The organism is Streptomyces sp. NPDC005266, assembly GCF_040607655.1.
Classification (GTDB): domain Bacteria; phylum Actinomycetota; class Actinomycetes; order Streptomycetales; family Streptomycetaceae; genus Streptomyces.
In genome coordinates this window covers 655,528-673,929 of the sequence record NZ_JBEXHC010000001.1, presented here as the reverse complement: position 1 = coordinate 673,929, position 18,402 = coordinate 655,528, and the positions used below count along the sequence as shown (strand labels likewise).

Annotated in this window: 15 protein-coding genes; 11 read left to right on the top strand and 4 right to left on the bottom strand. The window is 71.6% G+C overall.

Annotated elements, in window-relative coordinates:
• The first annotated feature begins 31 nt into the window (after positions 1 to 31).
• A complete protein-coding gene (locus tag ABZU99_RS03085; protein ID WP_356044040.1) occupies positions 32 to 967 on the top strand; it encodes an LLM class F420-dependent oxidoreductase in 936 nt (311 codons plus the stop codon).
• A gap of 66 nt (positions 968 to 1,033) precedes the next feature.
• Entirely contained in the window at positions 1,034 to 1,429 is a 396-nt protein-coding gene (locus ABZU99_RS03080; RefSeq protein WP_355944734.1) for a cupin domain-containing protein, read from the top strand.
• A gap of 206 nt (positions 1,430 to 1,635) precedes the next feature.
• Here ABZU99_RS03080 and ABZU99_RS03075 read toward each other — a convergent pair whose 3' ends face one another.
• Together ABZU99_RS03075 and ABZU99_RS03070 are read right to left on the bottom strand one after the other, a co-directional pair.
• Positions 1,636 to 3,273, bottom strand: coding sequence for a penicillin-binding transpeptidase domain-containing protein (locus ABZU99_RS03075; protein ID WP_355944732.1), 1,638 nt, complete (start codon positions 3,271 to 3,273; stop codon positions 1,636 to 1,638).
• 134 nt (positions 3,274 to 3,407) lie between these two features.
• Positions 3,408 to 5,186 (bottom strand): phospholipid carrier-dependent glycosyltransferase, encoded by a 1,779-nt coding sequence (locus ABZU99_RS03070; RefSeq protein WP_355944730.1) that lies wholly within the window; start codon positions 5,184 to 5,186, stop codon positions 3,408 to 3,410.
• 105 nt (positions 5,187 to 5,291) lie between these two features.
• On the opposite strand from ABZU99_RS03070, the gene rsmI reads away from it, so the two are divergent.
• The 9 genes from rsmI to ABZU99_RS03025 all read left to right on the top strand — a co-directional run bounded on the left by rsmI (position 5,292) and on the right by ABZU99_RS03025 (position 16,249).
• A complete protein-coding gene (gene rsmI, locus ABZU99_RS03065) occupies positions 5,292 to 6,161 on the top strand; it encodes a 16S rRNA (cytidine(1402)-2'-O)-methyltransferase (protein WP_355944728.1) in 870 nt (289 codons plus the stop codon).
• Between the two features lie 191 nt (positions 6,162 to 6,352).
• On the top strand, positions 6,353 to 6,796 hold the full coding sequence (locus ABZU99_RS03060; RefSeq protein ID WP_356044046.1) for a hypothetical protein: 444 nt from the start codon (positions 6,353 to 6,355) through the stop codon (positions 6,794 to 6,796).
• Positions 6,797 to 6,846: 50 nt separating this feature from the next.
• Positions 6,847 to 7,803 (top strand): TatD family hydrolase, encoded by a 957-nt coding sequence (locus ABZU99_RS03055; protein WP_356044049.1) that lies wholly within the window; start codon positions 6,847 to 6,849, stop codon positions 7,801 to 7,803.
• A gap of 132 nt (positions 7,804 to 7,935) precedes the next feature.
• Positions 7,936 to 9,114 carry a ubiquitin-like domain-containing protein gene (locus ABZU99_RS03050; RefSeq protein WP_355944722.1) on the top strand — a complete coding sequence of 393 codons (1,179 nt, stop codon included), beginning with the start codon at positions 7,936 to 7,938 and terminating at the stop codon, positions 9,112 to 9,114.
• A 245-nt stretch (positions 9,115 to 9,359) separates the two neighbouring features.
• Positions 9,360 to 10,244, top strand: coding sequence for a 16S rRNA (adenine(1518)-N(6)/adenine(1519)-N(6))-dimethyltransferase RsmA (gene rsmA, locus ABZU99_RS03045; RefSeq protein WP_355944720.1), 885 nt, complete (start codon positions 9,360 to 9,362; stop codon positions 10,242 to 10,244).
• Positions 10,245 to 10,341: 97 nt separating this feature from the next.
• On the top strand, positions 10,342 to 11,268 hold the full coding sequence (locus ABZU99_RS03040) for a 4-(cytidine 5'-diphospho)-2-C-methyl-D-erythritol kinase (RefSeq protein ID WP_356044053.1): 927 nt from the start codon (positions 10,342 to 10,344) through the stop codon (positions 11,266 to 11,268).
• 60 nt (positions 11,269 to 11,328) lie between these two features.
• Positions 11,329 to 13,149, top strand: a complete 1,821-nt coding sequence (locus ABZU99_RS03035) for an ABC-F family ATP-binding cassette domain-containing protein (protein WP_356044056.1) — start codon at positions 11,329 to 11,331, stop codon at positions 13,147 to 13,149.
• Positions 13,150 to 13,580: 431 nt separating this feature from the next.
• Positions 13,581 to 15,368 (top strand): hypothetical protein, encoded by a 1,788-nt coding sequence (locus tag ABZU99_RS03030; protein ID WP_355943656.1) that lies wholly within the window; start codon positions 13,581 to 13,583, stop codon positions 15,366 to 15,368.
• A gap of 194 nt (positions 15,369 to 15,562) precedes the next feature.
• On the top strand, positions 15,563 to 16,249 hold the full coding sequence (locus ABZU99_RS03025; RefSeq protein WP_355943654.1) for a LuxR C-terminal-related transcriptional regulator: 687 nt from the start codon (positions 15,563 to 15,565) through the stop codon (positions 16,247 to 16,249).
• 1 nt (position 16,250) lies between these two features.
• On the opposite strand, the gene ABZU99_RS03020 is transcribed toward ABZU99_RS03025, so the two are convergent.
• Together ABZU99_RS03020 and ABZU99_RS03015 are read right to left on the bottom strand one after the other, a co-directional pair.
• Positions 16,251 to 16,565, bottom strand: a complete 315-nt coding sequence (locus tag ABZU99_RS03020; protein WP_355943653.1) for a hypothetical protein — start codon at positions 16,563 to 16,565, stop codon at positions 16,251 to 16,253.
• Positions 16,566 to 16,593: 28 nt separating this feature from the next.
• Entirely contained in the window at positions 16,594 to 18,261 is a 1,668-nt protein-coding gene (locus ABZU99_RS03015; RefSeq protein ID WP_355943652.1) for a sodium:solute symporter family protein, read from the bottom strand.
• Between the last annotated feature and the right edge of the window lie 141 nt (positions 18,262 to 18,402).

Below are 18,402 nucleotides of genomic sequence, written 5' to 3'. Positions count from 1 at the left end.
GGGGGCGGGCCGTGACGAGGAGGAGAAGCGGATGTCGTGGGGAATCACTCTGCCGACCGGTGACGACCACACCGGAAATCTGGTGACCGGGCTGATCGACCAGGTCCGTCAGGCCGCCGACGCCGGGGTCGGCTCGGTCTGGTTCTCGCAGCAACAGCACGTCGACGCGGTGACGCTGGCCGCGCTCGCGGGCCAGGCGGTGCCCGGGATCGGGCTCGGCACCAGCGTCGTACCGATCTATCCCCGCCACCCGATCGCGCTCGCCGCGCAGGCGCGCACCGCCCAGGCGGCCTCCGGCGGGCGCTTCCAGCTGGGGCTCGGGCTGTCCAGCAAGGAGTATGTGGAGGGCAGCTACGGCGTGCCTTTCGACCGGCCGATCCGGCATCTGCGGGAGTACCTCACGGTGCTGCGCACCCTGCTGGCCGACGGCACGGTGGACTTCGACGGGGAGACGCTGCGGGCCCACCTCTTCTTCGGCCCGGCCGTGGTGCCGGGGGCCGACCCGAGCCCGATCCTGGTCGCCGCGATGGGGCCCAAGGCGCTGCGGGTGACCGGCGAACTCGCCGACGGCACGATGCCGTTCCTCGCCACCCCCAAGGTCCTGGCCGAGCACGTCGTCCCGACGATCGGCGCCTCGGCGAAGGCGGCGGGGCGGCCCGCGCCGCGCGTGGTGGCCATGGTCCCGGCCCTGGTCACGGCGGACGTGGAGGGGGTGCGGCGGCGGGCGCGCGAGCAGTTCGCCTTCTACGCGCGGATCCCGTCCTACCGGGACGTCCTGGAGCGCGGGGGCGTCGAGCACGCCGGGGACGTGATGGCGCTGGGCGACGAGGAGACGGTCGCCGCGGAGCTCCGCCGCTACCTCGACGCGGGCGCGACCGACCTGATCATCGCCCAGACCGGTATGGGCAGCGACGAGGACCGGCTGCGCACCTGGCGGCTGCTGGGGGAGCTGTCCGCCAAGGCGTAACCCTCCGGACCGCTGCCCGCACCAGCGTTCAATACGGCCCGTGGTGGGCCGCGCCAGCATGGCCACATGGATACGACACCCGTCAACATCCCCGAGGCGCTGGCCTCCTTCGACGATGTCTACAGCCCCCGGATCGTCGCCCGGATGAACGACTACGACGTCCGGATCGCCCACACCCTCGGGGAGCACGTCTGGCACGTCCACGACGACACCGATGAGTTCTTCCTGGTCCTCGACGGCCGGTTCGACATCGCCCTCAGGGGTGCCGACGGCACCGAGACCACGGTCAGGCTGCACAAGGGCGACACCTTCGTCGTGCCCAAGGGCGTCGAGCACAAGCCGTCGTCCCCGGGCGGCTCGATCCTGATGTTCGAGCCCTCGGGGACGAAGACGACCGGGGACCGCCACGAGGGCGAGATCCCGGACCATGTGGACAGCACGACGGGCCACGGGCTCAGCTGACCGACCGGCCAGGGGAACGGGCACGCCGGACTGCCTCACTGCTGAGCGGAGACGGGGAGGGGCCCTGGGGGAACCGGAAGGCCGGGGGGAACCGGAAGGGATGACACCGGACCGGTGAGTCCGGACCGGTGACACCGAAAAAGCCGGGCGGGCGCGGTGTTCCCGCGCCCGCCCGGCTCGTCGTGCCCTGTGCCGGATCCGGGGGATCAGCGCAGCAGCGCCGCCACGATCGGGCCCGCCGTGTCGCCGCCGTGGCCGCCCTCCGGCACCACGCCGGCGGCCGCGAGGTCGCCGTGGTACGCGGTGAACCAGCCGTTCGGCTTCTCCTGGTTGTCGACCTCCGCCGAACCGGTCTTGGCACCGAAGTCACCGGACATCCCGGCCATCGCCTCGGCGGCGGTGCCGGAGGTGGCCGTCAGATGCATCAGCTTGCGCAGCTGCTCATGGGTGCTCGGCTTCATCGTCTTGCTCGCCTTGGCCAGCGTCCGGTTGTCCAGATCCGGTGCGACGAGATACGGCTGCCGGAAGGTTCCGGTGCTCGCGGTGGCCGCGACCGAGGCCATGTTGAGCGGGTTCATCCGTACCCCGCCCTGGCCGATCAGCTCGGCCGCCTTGGAGGCGGCGGACTCCACCGGCACCGAGCCGTCGAAGGTGGGCACGCCGGTCTGCCAGTTGAGGCCGATGCCGAAGACGTCACGGGCCTCCTTGGTGAGGTCGTCGTCCTTCAGCTTTCCCGCCTGGCTGATGAAGGCGGTGTTGCAGGAGCGGGCGAAGCTCTGCTCGAACGTGCCGTTCTTGATCTCGAACTTCTTGTCGTTCTGGAACTTCCAGCCGCCGTACGTGAAGTACTTGGGGCACGGGTGCGGCTTGCCGTACGCCGCCAGGCCCTTCTCGATCAGCGTCGCGGACGTGATGACCTTCATCGTGGAGCCCGGCGCGTACGAGCCCTGGAGGGCCGAGTTGAAGCCGTTCGCCGGGGAGTTGGCCAGCGCGAGGATCTCGCCGGTGCTGGGCTTGACGGCCACCACCGACGCCTTGGCGCGCTTGCTCACCTGCTGCTCGGCGGTGCGCTGGAGCTCCGCGTCGATGGTCGTCTTGAGCGTGCCGGGGGTGCCCTTGGAGAGCACCTTCAGCGTCTCGTCGGGCACCTTGGAGCCCTTCGCGCGGGCGATCCAGGTCTCCACGCCCGCCGTGCCGCCCGCCTTCTTGCCGTACCGCTCGCGCAGCCCGGCCAGGACGGTCTTAAGCGTCGGGTGGTCGGCGGCGGTCAGCTCCGCGCCGGCCCGGTCCACGGCCTTGATCGGCGGGGCCTCGGAGGCGCCGGTCCGCAGCGTGTCGCCCGCGTTCAGCTTCGGGTGCACGACCGACGGCTTCCAGGCGACGACCGCCTTGCCCGTCTTCTTGTCGCGCGTGACGGTCAGCGAGGATTCATACGTCCAGGGGACCTGCTTGCTGCCGTAGGAGATCTCGGCGCTGACCGAGAACGGCACGGACCGGCCGCTCGCCTGCCCCGCCTTCAGCGAGACCTTGTCGACATGGGCCTTCTTGCGGTAGCCGGTCAGCGCGGTGGTGGCCGCCTCACTGTCGTCCGTCAGGGCCGCGGCCTTCGCCGTCTCGCCCTGGGACCAGGCGCCGAGGAACGCGCCTGCGGTGGTCTTGACCTCGGCCGCGCTGGGCGGACCGGTCTTCACGTGCTTCACGGCGGGCTTGTCGTCGCCCGACCCTGCGTTGTTCGCGCCGTCCTTATGGCCCGACGCGTCGTCCTGGCTGCCGCCGCAACCGGCCACACCGACCATGGCGGCGAACACCGCACCGGCGATCGCGGCTCTCGCGCCACTCCGCATTGCAGAACCCCCACTGTGTTCTCGACTCCCCCCACCAGTTGATGGAGGCCGCGGTGCCCGGCACTCTACCGGCATCCCGCGAGGGCCCCGCGCCCTCGTCCCGGGGTGTGACAAGGGGCTCAGAACCAGGTCGCTCAAATCCAGGTATCGAGCCACATACGGGCCCGCCACGCGTCCATCGGCATCGTCTGGCCCGTGTACAGCGGGAAGAAGTAGATGAAGTTCCAGAAGATGAGCAGGACGAGCGCGCCCGCGCCGACCGCGCCCACCACCCGCCGGGTCTCCGTGGACCCCGGCGGCCCCAGCAGGGCGCCGATCATCATCGCCACCGCCAGACACAGGAAGGGCACGAAGACGACGGCGTAGAAGGAGAAGATCGTCCGGTCCTGGTAGAGGAACCACGGCAGGTATCCCGCCGCCACCCCGCACAGGATCGCGCCCGCCCGCCAGTCGCGCCGCAGCGCCCACCGGAACAGCATGTACACCAGCGCGAAGCAGGCCGCCCACCACAGCAGCGGGGTGCCGATGGCCAGCACCTCGCGCGCGCACTTCTCGGCGGCGTCCTTGGGACAGCCCGAGTCGCCCGCCCGGGGCGACTGGTAGAAGTACGAGACCGGGCGGGACTGGACCAGCCAGCTCCAGGGGTTGGACTGGTAGACGTGCGGGGAGTCGAGGCCCACATGGAACTTGTAGACCTCGGTCTCGTAGTGCCACAGGCTGCGCAGCGGGTTGAGCAGCCAGGAGAAGGCGCCGCCGGTGCCGTAGCCGCCGCCGTCCGGCTGCTGCGACTCGGCCCAGTGGCGGAAGTAGCCGCTGTGCTTCCAGCCGCGCAAGCGGTTGGGCGTGCCGCCGGCGGCGAACCAGCCCGACCAGGAGGCGATGTATGTGACGATCGCCACGGGCACCAGCGACGAGAACGCCCACCCCAGATCGCGGCGGAGCACCGCCCGATAGGGGCGCGGGGCGCCCGCGGTGCGGCGTGCTCCGACGTCCCACAGGACGGTCATCAGCCCGAAGGCCGCCATGATGTACAGCCCGTTCCACTTGGTGCCGATGGCCAGGCCCAGCAGGACGCCGGCCGCGATCCGCCACGGCCGCGGGCCCTGCTTGAGGCCCTGGGCGACCGCCGGGTCCGGCCGGGCCGTGCCGTCCTCGCCGGCCGGCAGCGCCGCCGCCAGCCGGGCCCGCGCCCGGTCCCGGTCGATGAGCAGCGCCCCGAAGGCGGCCAGCACGAAGAACATCAGCACCAGGTCGAGCAGCGCGGTGCGGCTCATCACGTAGTGCAGACCGTCCACGGCCAGCAGCGCGCCCGCCAGACAGCCGAGGAACGTCGAGCGGAACAGCCGCCGCCCGATCCGGCACAGCATGAGCACCGAGAGGGTGCCGAGCACGGCGACCATGAAGCGCCAGCCGTACGGATGCAGCCCGAAGAACTGCTCGCCGAGTCCGATGACCCACTTGCCGACCGGCGGATGGACCACATATGAGGCCGCGTCGCCGAGCGGGATGTGCTGCGGCGTCTCGAGGATCTGGTCGTTGGCGTTCTTCGGCCAGGTCCCCTCGTAGCCGAACTTCCACACCGACCAGGCGTCCTTGGCGTAGTACGTCTCGTCGAATATCACGTTGTCCGGGCTGCCCAGCCGCCAGAAGCGGGTCAGCCCGGCGCACAGCGCGACGAGCAGCGGCCCGGCCCAGCCGCTCCAGCGGGCGATTCCGGCCGCCGCCGAGGGGGTCGCGCCGAGGGTCTCCCAGAGACGGGTGCCCGGCTCGCGGTACGGGGGGACCAGCCGCTCCCGTACGCCGGGCCTGGCCTGGCCCGCGTATCCGAAACGGCGCAGCCGGCGCTGCCAGGCCGGCGCGGGCTGGCCGGCGGCGTTGCCCGGCTGGGCGTGGGTCGCGGTGTCACTGCTCACCGGGCCATCGTAGGGAAGCCGTCTGTGAGTGTGGTGCGCGAAGGCGGCGGGCCGGAGAATTCGTCCCCGCCGCGGCGGGGGCGGGACGGCTGCGAGGATGGTTGGGTGACTGGAACGCTCGTACTGGCAGGGACCCCCATCGGCGACACCGCGGACGCGCCCCCGCGGCTGGCCGCCGAGCTCGCGGCCGCCGATGTGGTGGCCGCGGAGGACACCCGGCGGCTGCGCCGCCTCACCCAGGCCCTGGATGTGCAGCCGGGCGGCCGGGTGGTGTCCTACTTCGAGGGCAATGAGTCGGCCCGCACCCCCGAGCTGGTCGAGGCGCTGGCCGGCGGCGCCCGGGTGCTGCTGGTCACCGACGCGGGCATGCCCTCGGTCTCCGACCCCGGCTACCGGCTGGTGGCCGCCGCCGTCGAGCGCGGGATCACGGTCACCGCCGTGCCCGGCCCGTCCGCGGTGCTGACCGCGCTGGCCGTCTCCGGGCTGCCGGTGGACCGCTTCTGTTTCGAGGGCTTTCTGCCGCGCAAGGCGGGGGAGCGGCTGGGGCGGCTGCGGGAGGTCGCGGGGGAGCGGCGCACCCTGGTGTACTTCGAGGCCCCGCACCGGCTGGACGACACCCTGGCCGCCATGGCCGAGGTGTTCGGCGCGGACCGCCGGGGCGCGGTGTGCCGGGAGCTGACCAAGACGTACGAGGAGATCCGGCGCGGCCCGCTGAAGGAGCTGGCCGTCTGGGCCGCCGAGGGCGTACGGGGCGAGATCACCATCGTCGTCGAGGGTGCCGCCGCTCCCGGCCCCGAGGAGGCGGACCCCGCCGAGCTGGCCCGCCGGGTCGCGGTGCGCGAGGAGGCGGGGGAGCGCCGCAAGGAGGCGATCGCGGCGGTCGCGCAGGCGGCCGGGGTGCCCAAGCGGCAGGTGTTCGACGCGGTCGTGGCGGCGAAGAACGCGATGGGCGGCGACGGGAAACGCGCCACGTGAAGGTAAAGCACCGCGGGGAAAGGCAAAGCTTGGGTTAGTAGCCGGGCAGTTTCGACCAGCCCGCTGCCAAATCTCTCTCAAAGAGAGGGAAGAGCTGGTGCGGCGGCGGCGGGAAAGGCGTCCACTGGGTGAGGAAGACCTGGGGCGCCCCCATCCCGGAAGACTTGTCCTGCGTGACAAGAGGAGCTGCCATGAGCGATATAGCGGGAACCTCGAGTGGTGTTCACCCGATAGCCGCCCCCACCCCTTCCGGCCCGGCGGCCGGCGAGGTAGCCCATGAGGCGTACGCCTTCGCCTGCATGAAGTGCGGACACGGCTGGGAGCAGTCGTACGACATCGAGCACCATGTGGACGGCGAGGGGCGCGCCTTCGTCGTCTACTTCACCGACGGCCTGCGTGTACGGTCCCCGCTGACGAGCCCCGACTGCGTCAACTGCGGTGCGCACCTGGTGCGCATCATGCGCTCGGGCCAGGTCTCGTCGGTCCTGGAGAGCGCGCGGCGAGCACGGCGTGACGCCCGGCCGCGGCCCGCGGCGGAGGGCGGGCAGGACGACACCGAGGGCTCCGGGCGGCGCCGCGGACACCACTGGCATCTCTCGGATCTGCTGCACCCTTTTTCGCATCGCCGCACATGAGCCTGGCACCGGTCATATGAGCCGGGCGCGGTATTCATAGAATCGCCGTTATGGCGAATACAGCATCGACCCCCGGCGGCGGTGGCGCGGCGAGCGGCGGGAACGGCAAGAACGGCAAGAACGGCGGGAGCGCCGGGAAAAACCGAAAAGACCTTCCGCCGCCGCTCCCCGAACCACTGCGGGTGCCGGTCGCCGATTCGCACACCCATCTGGACATGCAGACGGGCACGGTCGACGAGGCCCTGGCCAAGGCCGCCTCGGTCGGCGTGACGACCGTCGTCCAGGTGGGGTGCGATCTCGACGGGTCCCGGTGGGCGGCCGAGACCGCCGCCGCCCACGAGAACGTCTGGGCCACCGTCGCCCTGCACCCCAACGAGGCGCCCCGAATCGTCCTCGGCGACCCCGACGGCTGGTCCCGGCAGGGCGCCCGCGAGCCCGGCGGCGACCGGGCCCTGGACGACGCCCTCGACGCGATAGCCGCCCTCGCGTCCCTGCCGCAGGTGCGCGGCGTCGGCGAGACCGGCCTCGACTGCTTCCGCACCGGCCCGGAGGGCATGGCCGCCCAGGAGCGCTCCTTCCGCCGCCACATCGGCATCGCCAAGGAACACGGCAAGGCGCTGGTCATCCACGACCGCGACGCCCACGACGACGTGCTGCGCGTGCTCGCCGAGGAGGGCGCGCCCGACACAGTCGTCTTCCACTGCTACTCAGGCGACGCCGCCATGGCGAAGGTCTGCGCCGAGCACGGCTACTACATGTCCTTCGCGGGCAACGTCACCTTCAAGAACGCCCAGCCCCTGCGCGACGCCCTCGCCGTCGCCCCGCTCGACCTCGTCCTCGTGGAGACCGACGCACCCTTCCTGACCCCCGCCCCCTACCGCGGACGGCCTAACGCTCCGTATCTGATTCCGCTCACCCTGCGGGCCATGGCCGAGGTCAAGGGCGTCCCCGAAGACACCCTGGCGACCGCCGTAGCCGCCAATACGGCACGCGCCTTCGGTTACTGAGACCCGAGCACGCCGGGCTACATCGGCCACTCGGAGTAACGACCTCGCTTTGGAGAGTGACCGCGGCTCCGCTACAGTCCCGGACTCAACGCCGTGACCAGTGGACTTGTGGAGTGTTACCGGAGTGTTGTCGTGAGCCCGACGGGCAGCCACCGCGTCTCGGGCGGCCGCGCCGCCGCCCGCCGAGCCGCCCGGAGCAGGCGCGCCGCCGGCCGCACCGACCCGATGCGCCGGCTGCTGCCACAGGCGATCGTGGTCGTCGCCCTCGCCGGCGGCACCTCCGCCTTCGTGGCCCAGGACAAGGCGGTGCGGCTCAGCGTGGACGGCGACGCGCGCACCCTGCACACCTACGCCGACGACGTGGACGAGCTGCTCGCCGACGAGGACGTCCGGGTCGGCGCCCACGACATCGTCGCCCCCGCGCCCGGCGAGCAGCTCGCCAGCGGCGACGAGGTCGCCGTCCGCTACGGCCGCCCGGTCACCCTCACCCTCGACGGTGAGCGGCGCCGCGTGTGGACCACCGCGCACACGGTTGACGGCGCACTGCGCCAACTGGGCGTACGTGCCGAGGGCGCCTACCTGTCCGCCTCCCGCTCCGCCGCCATCTCCCGCCGCGGGCTCGCCCTGGACGTCCGCACCGAGCGCACCGTCACCTTCCTGGCCGACGGGCGCGAGCACACCGTCCGGACGAACGCCGCGACCGTCGGCGAGGCGCTGGCCGCCGCCGGGCTCACCCTGCGCGGCCAGGACACCACCTCCGTCCCCCGGGAGAGCTTCCCGCGCGACGGCCAGACCGTGACCGTGATGCGGATCACCGGCGGCAAGGAGGTCCACGACGAGCCGCTCGCCTTCATGACCGTCCGCCGCGCCGACCCCACCCTGCCCAAGGGCACCGAGGTCGTCGCACGGCCGGGCCGGCCGGGCGCGCTGCGCACCACCTACCGGGTGCGCAGCGTCAACGGCGTCCGGCAGCGGCCGAAGAAGGTACGGAGCGAGATCGTCAAGGCGCCCGTGGCCCGGATCGTCCGGGTCGGCACCATGGTCCCGCCCACCACCGTCGGCGGCGCGGCCGACGGGCTCAACTGGCACGCCATGGCCCGCTGCGAGTCCGGCGGACGGGCGGACGCCGTCGACCGCTCCGGCCGCTACGGCGGGCTCTACCAGCTCGACCGCGGCACCTGGCGCGCCCTTGGCGGCCAGGGCCGCCCCCAGGACGCGCCCCCGGCCGAGCAGACCTACCGGGCGAAAAAGCTGTACGTGCAGCGCGGCGCCAGCCCGTGGCCGCACTGCGGCCGCAAGCTCCACCAGTAATGAGTGGGGCCCGGTTCGCCTCCGGGGGCGCTCGAGCCACCCCCGGCCTTCGGCCGGGGACGCCCCGCCGACGGCCGACCGTGCTCGGCCGCCCGCGCCGCGGTAGCCGCCTGCCGATTGCAGCCGAGCGGCCTGGCGCGCGCTCTCCCTTTCGACAGCGGCCCGCCCTGGCGGCTCCCCCCGGCTACAGCCGGTCAATCGGGGCAGCGGGCGGGCCGTGCCGCGGGGCGCCATAGACTTCCCCGGTGAGCTCCACTGACCACGGCGCCCTGCTGGGCCCCGCCGATATCCGCGACCTCGCGGCCCGGCTCGGCGTGCGCCCGACCAAGCAGCGCGGCCAGAACTTCGTCATCGACGCCAATACGGTCCGCCGGATCGTCCGGACCGCCGATGTGCGGCCCGACGATGTGGTCGTCGAGATCGGCCCCGGGCTCGGCTCGCTGACCCTGGCGCTGCTGGAGGCCGCCGACCGGGTCACCGCCGTCGAGATCGACGACGTCCTCGCCGCCGCCCTCCCCGCCACCGTCGCGGCCCGGCTGCCCGAGCGGGCCGACCGCTTCGCGCTGGTGCACAGCGACGCGCTGCGGGTCACCGAGTTGCCGGGGCCTGCCCCGACCGCGCTGGTCGCCAACCTCCCCTACAACGTCGCCGTCCCCGTTCTGCTCCATATGCTCGCCCGCTTCCCCAGCATCGAGCGGACGCTGGTCATGGTGCAGTCGGAGGTCGCCGACCGGCTCGCCGCGGCCCCCGGCTCCAAGATCTACGGGGTCCCCTCCGTGAAGGCCGCCTGGTACGCGCAGGTCAAACGGGCGGGCGCGATCGGCCGCAATGTCTTCTGGCCCGCGCCCAACGTCGACTCCGGCCTCGTCTCCCTCGTCCGACGCCCCGGACCGCCCCGCACCACGGCCTCCCGCGAGGAGGTCTTCGCGGTCGTCGACGCGGCCTTCGCCCAGCGCCGCAAGACCCTTCGCGCGGCCCTCGCCGGCTGGGCGGGCTCGGCCGCCGCGGCGGAGGCGGCCCTGACGGCGGCGGGCATATCCCCCCAGGCCCGGGGCGAGTCCCTCACGGTCGAGGACTTCGCCGCCATCGCCGAACACGGCCCGGCGAAGACCAACCCGTCCCGAGTCTGAGGAGCGGGGTCCGGGGCGGAGCCCCGGGGGCGAGGCGCGACAATGGGGGCGGTCGCGCAGACCCGGCCGCAGCCCGTACGACAAGGAGCCCCCGCCCGTGACGCACCCCGTGACCGCCCGCGTGCCCGCGAAGGTCAATGTCCAGCTCGCGGTCGGCGGACTGCGCCCCGACGGCTTCCACGACCTGGCCAACGTCTTCCTCGCGGTCGGGCTCTACGACGAGGTCACGGCCACCCCCGCCGACACCCTGCGGATCACCGTCGAGGGCGCCGACGCCCACCACGTCCCCCTCGACCGCACCAACCTCGCCGCCCGCGCCGCCCTCGCGCTCGCCGAGCGGCACGGCATCGCGCCGGACGTCCACCTCCGCATCGCCAAGGACATCCCCGTCGCGGGCGGCATGGCGGGCGGCAGCGCGGACGCCGCCGGGGCGCTGCTGGCATGCGACGCGATGTGGGGTACGCGGACGAGCCGCGCCGAACTCCTCTCCCTCTGCGCCGAGGTGGGTAGCGACGTTCCGTTCAGCCTCGTCGGCGGGGCGGCCCTCGGCCGGGGCCGGGGCGAGCTGCTGACGCCGCTGGAGACCGGCTCCACCTTCCACTGGGTGTTCGCCGTCGCGGACGGCGGGCTGTCCACGCCCGCCGTCTACCGCGAATGCGACCGGCTGCGCGAGGAGTCGGGAACGGGCGCCACCGTCGCCGACGTCCCCGACCCCGAACCGTCCGAGGCGCTGCTGCGCGCCCTTCGCACGGGCGACGCGACCGCGCTGGCCGCCGCCGTGACCAACGATCTGCAGCCCGCCGCCCTCTCCCTGCGCCCCGCCCTCGCCGAGACCCTGCGCGCCGGCGCGGACGCGGGCGCGCTCGCCTCGCTGGTCTCCGGCTCGGGCCCGACCTGCGCGTTCCTGGCGAAGGACGCGGAGACGGCCCGCGAGGTGGCGGCCGCGCTCGCGGCCTCCGGCACCTGCCGCACGGTGCGCGAAGCCTCCGGCCCGGCGCCCGGTGCGACGGTGGTGGACGGCTGAGCGACCGGCCGTCCGGGGCGACTACCCTGGGACGTCGATCGATCCGCGTAATGGAGTGTGATGGCGACCAACCTGGTCAACCTTGAGTCCGTAGGCAAGGTGTACGGCACGCGTGCGCTGCTGGACGGCATCTCCCTCGGAGTGAACGAAGGGGACCGGATCGGTGTCGTCGGCCGCAACGGGGATGGCAAGACCACTCTCATCCGGATCCTCGCCAAGCTGGAGTCCGCCGACGACGGCCGGGTCACCCACGCCGGCGACCTGCGGCTCGGGGTGCTCACCCAGCACGACTCACTCGACCCCGAGGCCACCGTCCGGCACGAGGTGATCGGCGATCTCGCCGACCACGAGTGGGCCGGGAACGCCAAGATCCGCGATGTGCTCACCGGGCTGTTCGGCGGACTCGACCTGCCCGCCTTCCCGCAGGGCCTGGACACCGTCATCGGCCCGCTGTCCGGCGGTGAGCGCCGCCGTATCGCGCTCGCCAAGCTGCTCATCGCCGAGCAGGGCCTGATCGTCCTCGACGAGCCGACCAACCACCTCGACGTCGAGGGCATCTCCTGGCTGGCCGGCCATCTGCGGGCCCGCCGTTCGGCCCTGGTGGTGGTCACCCACGACCGCTGGTTCCTCGACCAGGTCTGCACCCGCATGTGGGATGTGCAGCGCGGCGCGGTCCACGAGTACGAGGGCGGCTACAGCGACTACGTCTTCGCCCGCGCCGAACGGGAGCGCATCGCCGCCACCGAGGAGGCCAAGCGGCAGAACCTGATGCGCAAGGAGCTCGCCTGGCTGCGCCGGGGCGCCCCGGCGCGCACCAGCAAGCCCCGCTTCCGCATCGAGGCGGCGAACGCCCTGATCGCCGATGTGCCGCCGCCCCGCGACAGCGCCGAGCTGATGAAGTTCGCCAACTCGCGCCTGGGAAAAACCGTTTTCGACCTGGAGGACGTGACCGTCACCGCAGGGCCCAAGGTGCTGCTGAAGCATCTGACCTGGCAGCTGGGGCCCGGCGACCGGATCGGCCTGGTCGGGGTGAACGGCGCGGGCAAGACCTCGCTGCTGCGCGCGCTGGCCGAGGCGGCCCGTACCGAGGGCGAAGGGCAGCCGGCCGCCGGCCGGATCGCGGTCGGCAAGACCGTCAAGCTCGCGTATCTCTCCCAGGAGGTCGCCGAGCTGGACGGCAACCTGCGGGTCCTGGAGGCCGTCGAGCAGGTGCGCCAGCGCGTCGACCTCGGCAAGGGCCGGGAGATGACCGCCTCCCAGCTGTGCGAGAAGTTCGGCTTCACCAAGGAGAAGCAGTGGACGCCGGTCGGCGACCTTTCCGGCGGTGAGCGGCGCCGGCTCCAGATCCTGCGGCTGCTGATGGACGAGCCCAATGTGCTCTTCCTGGACGAGCCGACCAACGATCTGGACATCGAGACGCTGACCCAGCTGGAGGATCTGCTCGACGGCTGGCCCGGCTCGCTCGTGGTCATCAGCCACGACCGGTACTTCCTCGAGCGCACCACCGACCGGGTCCTCGCGCTGCTGGGCGACGCCACGCTGCGGATGCTGCCGCGCGGGGTGGACGAGTATCTGGAACGGCGGCGGCGCGCCCTGGCCGCGGCGGCCCCGGCGGCTGTGCCCGCCAAGCAGAAGGCGGCGGAACAGCAGGCCGGAGGGCAGCGGTCGCAGGCCGAGCTGCGCGCCGCGAAGAAGGAGCTCCAGCGGATCGAGCGGCGGCTGGACCGCATCAGCGAGCAGGAGTCGGCGCTGCACGCCCAGATCGCCGAGAACGCCACGGACTTCACCCGGGTCGCCGAGCTGGACGCCAAGCTGCGCGCGCTGACGGGGGAGCGGGACGAGCTGGAGACCCGCTGGCTGGAGCTCGCCGAGGACGCCTGAGCGGATGCGGTGAAGTTCGCCGCTGATCCCTCGCCGTTCGGCCTGGCCGAGGGCTTGGACGCCGAGAAGGATCAGCACTTGACTTCGCCGTAACCGCTTAGGGACGGCGCGGGAAAGGCCGCGGGGGAAGGCCGCGCGGGACTGAGGCGCGGGCAACACGCGTTCCGTCGTGGCGTGAAAGCACCCGACGACGACGGCGGGCGACGACCGCGCGCACCCCGCAACGGTCGCGTCACAGGCCGGTCTCAGCTCTTCGATGAGGCGGAGACCGGCGGTATCACGACCCTTTCGGGTGATACAAAGAACTCCCGCCCTGCTGCCGCTCGCTGGCGGGTCCCATGCCCGATTCGCTCCTTCCCGGAGGGCTTTCACCCTCCGGGATCGCGGGGGAGACCGGTCGGTCAATGCGGCCCGCGCTAGAAGGAATTCGCATGTCACAGCCGCCTCCGCCGCCCAATCAGCCGCCGCAGGGCGGCTTTGGCGCGCCGCAGGACCCCAGTTACGGCTATCCGCAGCAGCCGCCTGCCCCACCCGCCGGACAGCCGGGATACGGCTACCCCCAGGGGCCGGGCCAGCCGCCGCAGAACCCGCCCCCGCCGCCGGGACCGCCCCAGACGCCCCCGCAGGGCGCGGGCGGCTACGGCTACCCGGGGCCGCCGGTGCACGCGCAGCCCACCCAGGTGGATATGGCTTCGCCGTACCATTCCGGCCAGCAGCAGTACGGCTACCCGCCCCAGGCCCCGTACCCCGGCGGCCCGGGACAGGGCGTCCCCGGCGGTCCCGGCGGCGGCCGGAACAAGCAGCGCATGGCGGTCATCGTCAGCGCGGTGGTCGCGGTCGCGCTGATCATCGGTGGCGGCATATGGTTCGCGGCCAAGGACGACGGCGGCGGCTCAGAGGCCAAGGACAAGGACAAGCAGACCAGCCAGGGCGGTTCGAACGGCGGATCCACGGGCGGCACCAAGGACCAGCCCGCCCCCGAGACGATCGACGCCCGGCTGCTCAACAAGGTCCCCATGCCGAAGGTCTCCGAACAGGCCACGGTCCAGGGCATGTGGGCGACCGATGACACCTTCGTGAAGGCCGGTGTCTACAAGATCGTCGGCTATCCGCTGGACGGCGGGACCGCCAAGTGGGAGATCCCGCTGGACGGTGAGGTCTGCTGGTCCTCGAACCACGTCACCAAGGACGGTCTGACCACGGTCCTCTTCCAGGAGGCCAAGCCCACCAAGGCGGACGAGTACCCGAGCTGCGCCGAGGTCGGGCTGCTCGACCTGAAGAAGGGCAAGCTGGTCTGGAAGCGGGACGTCAGCGACGGTGATGAGAAGGTCTCCTTCGACGAGGTGACCATCGGCGGCGGCACGGTGGCCGCGGGTGGCACCCGGGGCGGCGCCGCCTGGTCGACCGAGGGCAAGGAGCTGTGGAAGCCGCAGTCGGGCGAGCAGTGCCAGGACGACGGCTACGCGGGCAGTGAGGACAAGCTGGTCGCGGTGCGCCGCTGCGGTGATTACTCCGACCCACAGATCCAGGTCCAGACGCTGAACCCGAAGACGGGCGCGGTGAAGTCGGTCTACAAGGTCTCCCAGGGCATCGACTACGTCCATGTCGCGTCCACCGACCCGCTGGTCATCGCGGTCGACGCGGGCGACTCGACCGGTTCCGCGGTCTCCGACTTCCTGGCGATCGACGACAGCGGCAAGACCGGCACGGTGCGCACGAAGATCGGCACCGAGAACGGCAAGTACGCCCCCAAGTGCGAGTCGACCAATGTCGAGGGCTGCCGCAAGCTCGCCATCAGCAAGACGGCGGACGCCGTGTTCCTCCCCTCGGACGATCGCTCCTTCGGCAGCGAGGGCGCGGCCAACGAGATCGTGGCCTTCAGCCTGGCGACCGGTAAGCCGATCGGGAAGACGGAGGGGGTCGAGGGCGCCGCGCTCGTCCCGCTCGGGCTCGACAAGGACGGCTTCGTCCTCGCCTACCAGAAGACCACCTTCGACAAGGGCGGTGCGGTCTGGCGGATCGACCCCAAGTCGTACGCGAAGGCGAAGCTGCTGCAGAACTCGGCTGCCGGACAGGACATGGAGTCGAGGTTCAGCGTCGACTCAGCGGAGATCATCTACTCCGGGCAGCATCTGTTCATGGGCGACGTCTACGCCACCAAGCCCTCGGGCAGCTTCGACAAGGACGACCCGCTCGCCGCCATCTTCGGCGCGGGCTGATCGGTCACCGGGGCCGGCCCCCGGGCTGAACGGGACGGAATCCCGGCCACATCGGTCTGTTTCAGACGTCAACTCGATGTCAAGTAGACGCGATTGGCCGGGATTTCGGCATTCCGAGGGGCTTCTCCCCGGTAAGGGGCGCGCGACGTCGAACAAGCGTGTAGCTTTCCCCCCTGAGCGAATGGGGGGAGCTCATGGGCGTGCGTCTCATGGTGGTCGACGATCACCGTCTGCTCGCCGAGGCGCTCGCCTCGGCGTTGAAGCTGCGCGGGCACCGGGTGCTCGCGGCGGCGGCGCCGAGCGCGGGCGCGGCGGAGCTGGTGGTGAGCCGGGCACCTGAGGTGTGCCTGCTGGGCACGGCGGCACCCGCCGAGCCCGGCGTGTTCGAGCCGGTCGTGCGGATAAAGAAGGAGCGGCCGCAGGTCGCGGTCGTGGTGCTCGGCCCGGTGCCGAGCCCGCGCGGCATCGCCGCCGCGTTCGCGGCCGGTGCGTCCGGCTATGTGCGCCACGACGAGCGGATCGAGGGCGTGGAGCGCGCCATGATGAAGGCGCGGGCGGGAGAGGCGGCCGTGGCGCCGCAGCTGCTGCAGGGGGCGTTCGCGGACCTGCTCAACCCCGCCGCCCAGCCCGATGACGAGGGCGCCCGGCTGCTGCGCATGCTGACCCCGCGCGAGGTCGAGGTGCTGCTGCGGGTCGCCGAGGGCGAGGACACCCGGCTGGTCGCGGCGGGGATGGGGATCGCGCCCAGCACGGCCCGCACCCATGTGCAGCGGGTGCTGATGAAGCTCGGCGTGGGGTCGCGGCTGGAGGCGGCGGCGCTGGCCGCGCGCACCGGGCTGCTGGACCGCGCGGTGACGCGCCGGGCGCTGCCGCCGCAGTAGCTCAGCCCTGTTCGTCCCCGGGCCGGGCCTCCGGCTCGTCGGCGGACCGCGGGGCGGCCAGCGGCCTGAGCTTCATCCAGAGCAGGAAGAGCAGCCCGAGGGCGAGCATGCACAGCCCGGTCCACAGGTTGATGTTGATGTTCTGGGCCTTCTTCAGGTCCGCGTCCGAGGCGGTGATCCCGGCGATCGTGACGAGGATCCCGTAGATGACGAACAGGCCGCCGATGATGCGCCGTACGTCGAAGAGCTGGGCCGCGGTCGCCGACTTCTGCTCGAGCTCCTCGACCCGGTGCTGGTACTCGTACTCGTCGCTCATGGCGCGGGGCTCCTTTCCGGCCGGAGGATCACAGGGAGAACGGGACGTAGCACAGGGCGGCCAGGATGATCGCGGTCCAGCCCAGCACGGCGGGCTTGCGGTACCAGGCCTCGTCGCCCGCGGCGGCGGGCTCGGCCACGCCGGGCGCGGTGGTCCCGTAGACCAGGCCGGCCAGCGCCTCCACCGGCTTGGGCTTGGTGAACGGGGTGATCACGACCATCACCACGCCGCCGACCACGAACGCCACGATGGCGGAGACGAAGTTGGCGCCCTGATCGCTGGGGATGGAGACGACCCCGCTCTTGTAGAGCCAGAAGTAATTGATCATCGCGGCCACGGTGCCGGTCAGCAGTCCCCAGAACCCGGCCACGGAGGTGGCCCGCTTCCAGAACATGCCGATGATGAAGACGCAGAACAGCGGCACGTTGAAGAACGAGAACAGGGTCTGCAGATAGTTCATGATGTTGCTGAAGGAGGAGGCGATGAAGGCCGTCCCCATGCCGATGAGCACGCCGACCGCCGTCACCACCCGGCCGGTCAGCACGTAGTACCCGTCCGGCCGGCCCCTGACGATGTACGCGGCCCAGATGTCATTGGTGAAGACCGTGTTGAAGGACGACACATTGGCCGCCATGCCCGCCATGAAGGCGGCGAGCAGACCCGTCACCGCCATCCCCAGCACCCCGTTGGGGAGCAGGTCCCGCATCAGGAGCGGGATCGCGTCGTTGTACTGAGGACCGCCCTTCTTGCCCAGATCCGGCTCGATGACCAGGGCGATCAGTCCGGGAACCACCACGATGAGCGGAATGAACATCTTCGGGAACGCGGCGATCAGCGGGGTGCGCTGGGCGGCCGAGAGGTTCCTGGCGGACAGCGCGCGCTGCACCTCGGCGAAGTTGGTCGTCCAGTAGCCGAAGCTCAGACAGAAGCCGAGGCCGAGCACGATGGTCAGCCAGTTGGCCCCCAGCGGGTTGGGGGAGCCGATGCCGGTACCGCCCCAGGCCGAGACGAAGTGGGGGCCGTGGGCGTCGACCAGGCGATCCATCAGTCCGCCCCAGCCGCCGACCCGCTTGAGAGCGAGAACGGTCAGTGGGATGAGGGCGGCCAGGATGACGAAGAACTGCAGCACCTCGTTGTAGATCGCTGAGGAGAGCCCGCCCAGGGTGATGTAGAGGAGCACGAAGAGCCCGGCGACGACGATGGCCACCCACTGCGGCCAGCCCAGCAGCGCCTCGACGACGATCGCCAGCGCGTACAGGTTGACGCCCGCGATCAGCACGGACGCCACGGAGAAGATGATCGAGCTGAGCAGATGCGAGGACGGTCCGTAGCGGTGCAGCAGGAACTCGGGGACCGATCGGACCTTGGACCCGTAGTAGAAGGGCATCATCACCAGGCCGAGGAAGACCATCGCCGGAATGGCGCCCACCCAGTACCAGTGCACCGTGTACACGCCGTACTGCGCGCCATTGGCCGCCATGCCCAGGATCTCCAGGGCCCCGAGATTGGCGGCGACGAAGGCGAGACCGGTGACCCACGCGGGCAGTGACCGGCCGGAGAGGAAGAAGTCGAGGCTGGTCTTCACGCTCCGTCTGGCGGCGAAGCCGACGCCGAGGACGACGACGAAGTAGAGGATCAGGATCGTGTAGTCGAGCGCGTTGGTGGGAAGCCGGAGCCCTTCGGCCAGATAGCGCATGGATGACTCGCTTCATTGCGGGAGCGGACTGCACCGGGAATCGCCCGGCGAAGGTATCCGAATTATCCGGCTATGTCCGCCGCCTTCATCGCACATTGACGCAGCTGTTGGCTTGTGGTTCATTATGTTTGTTTGTGTTGA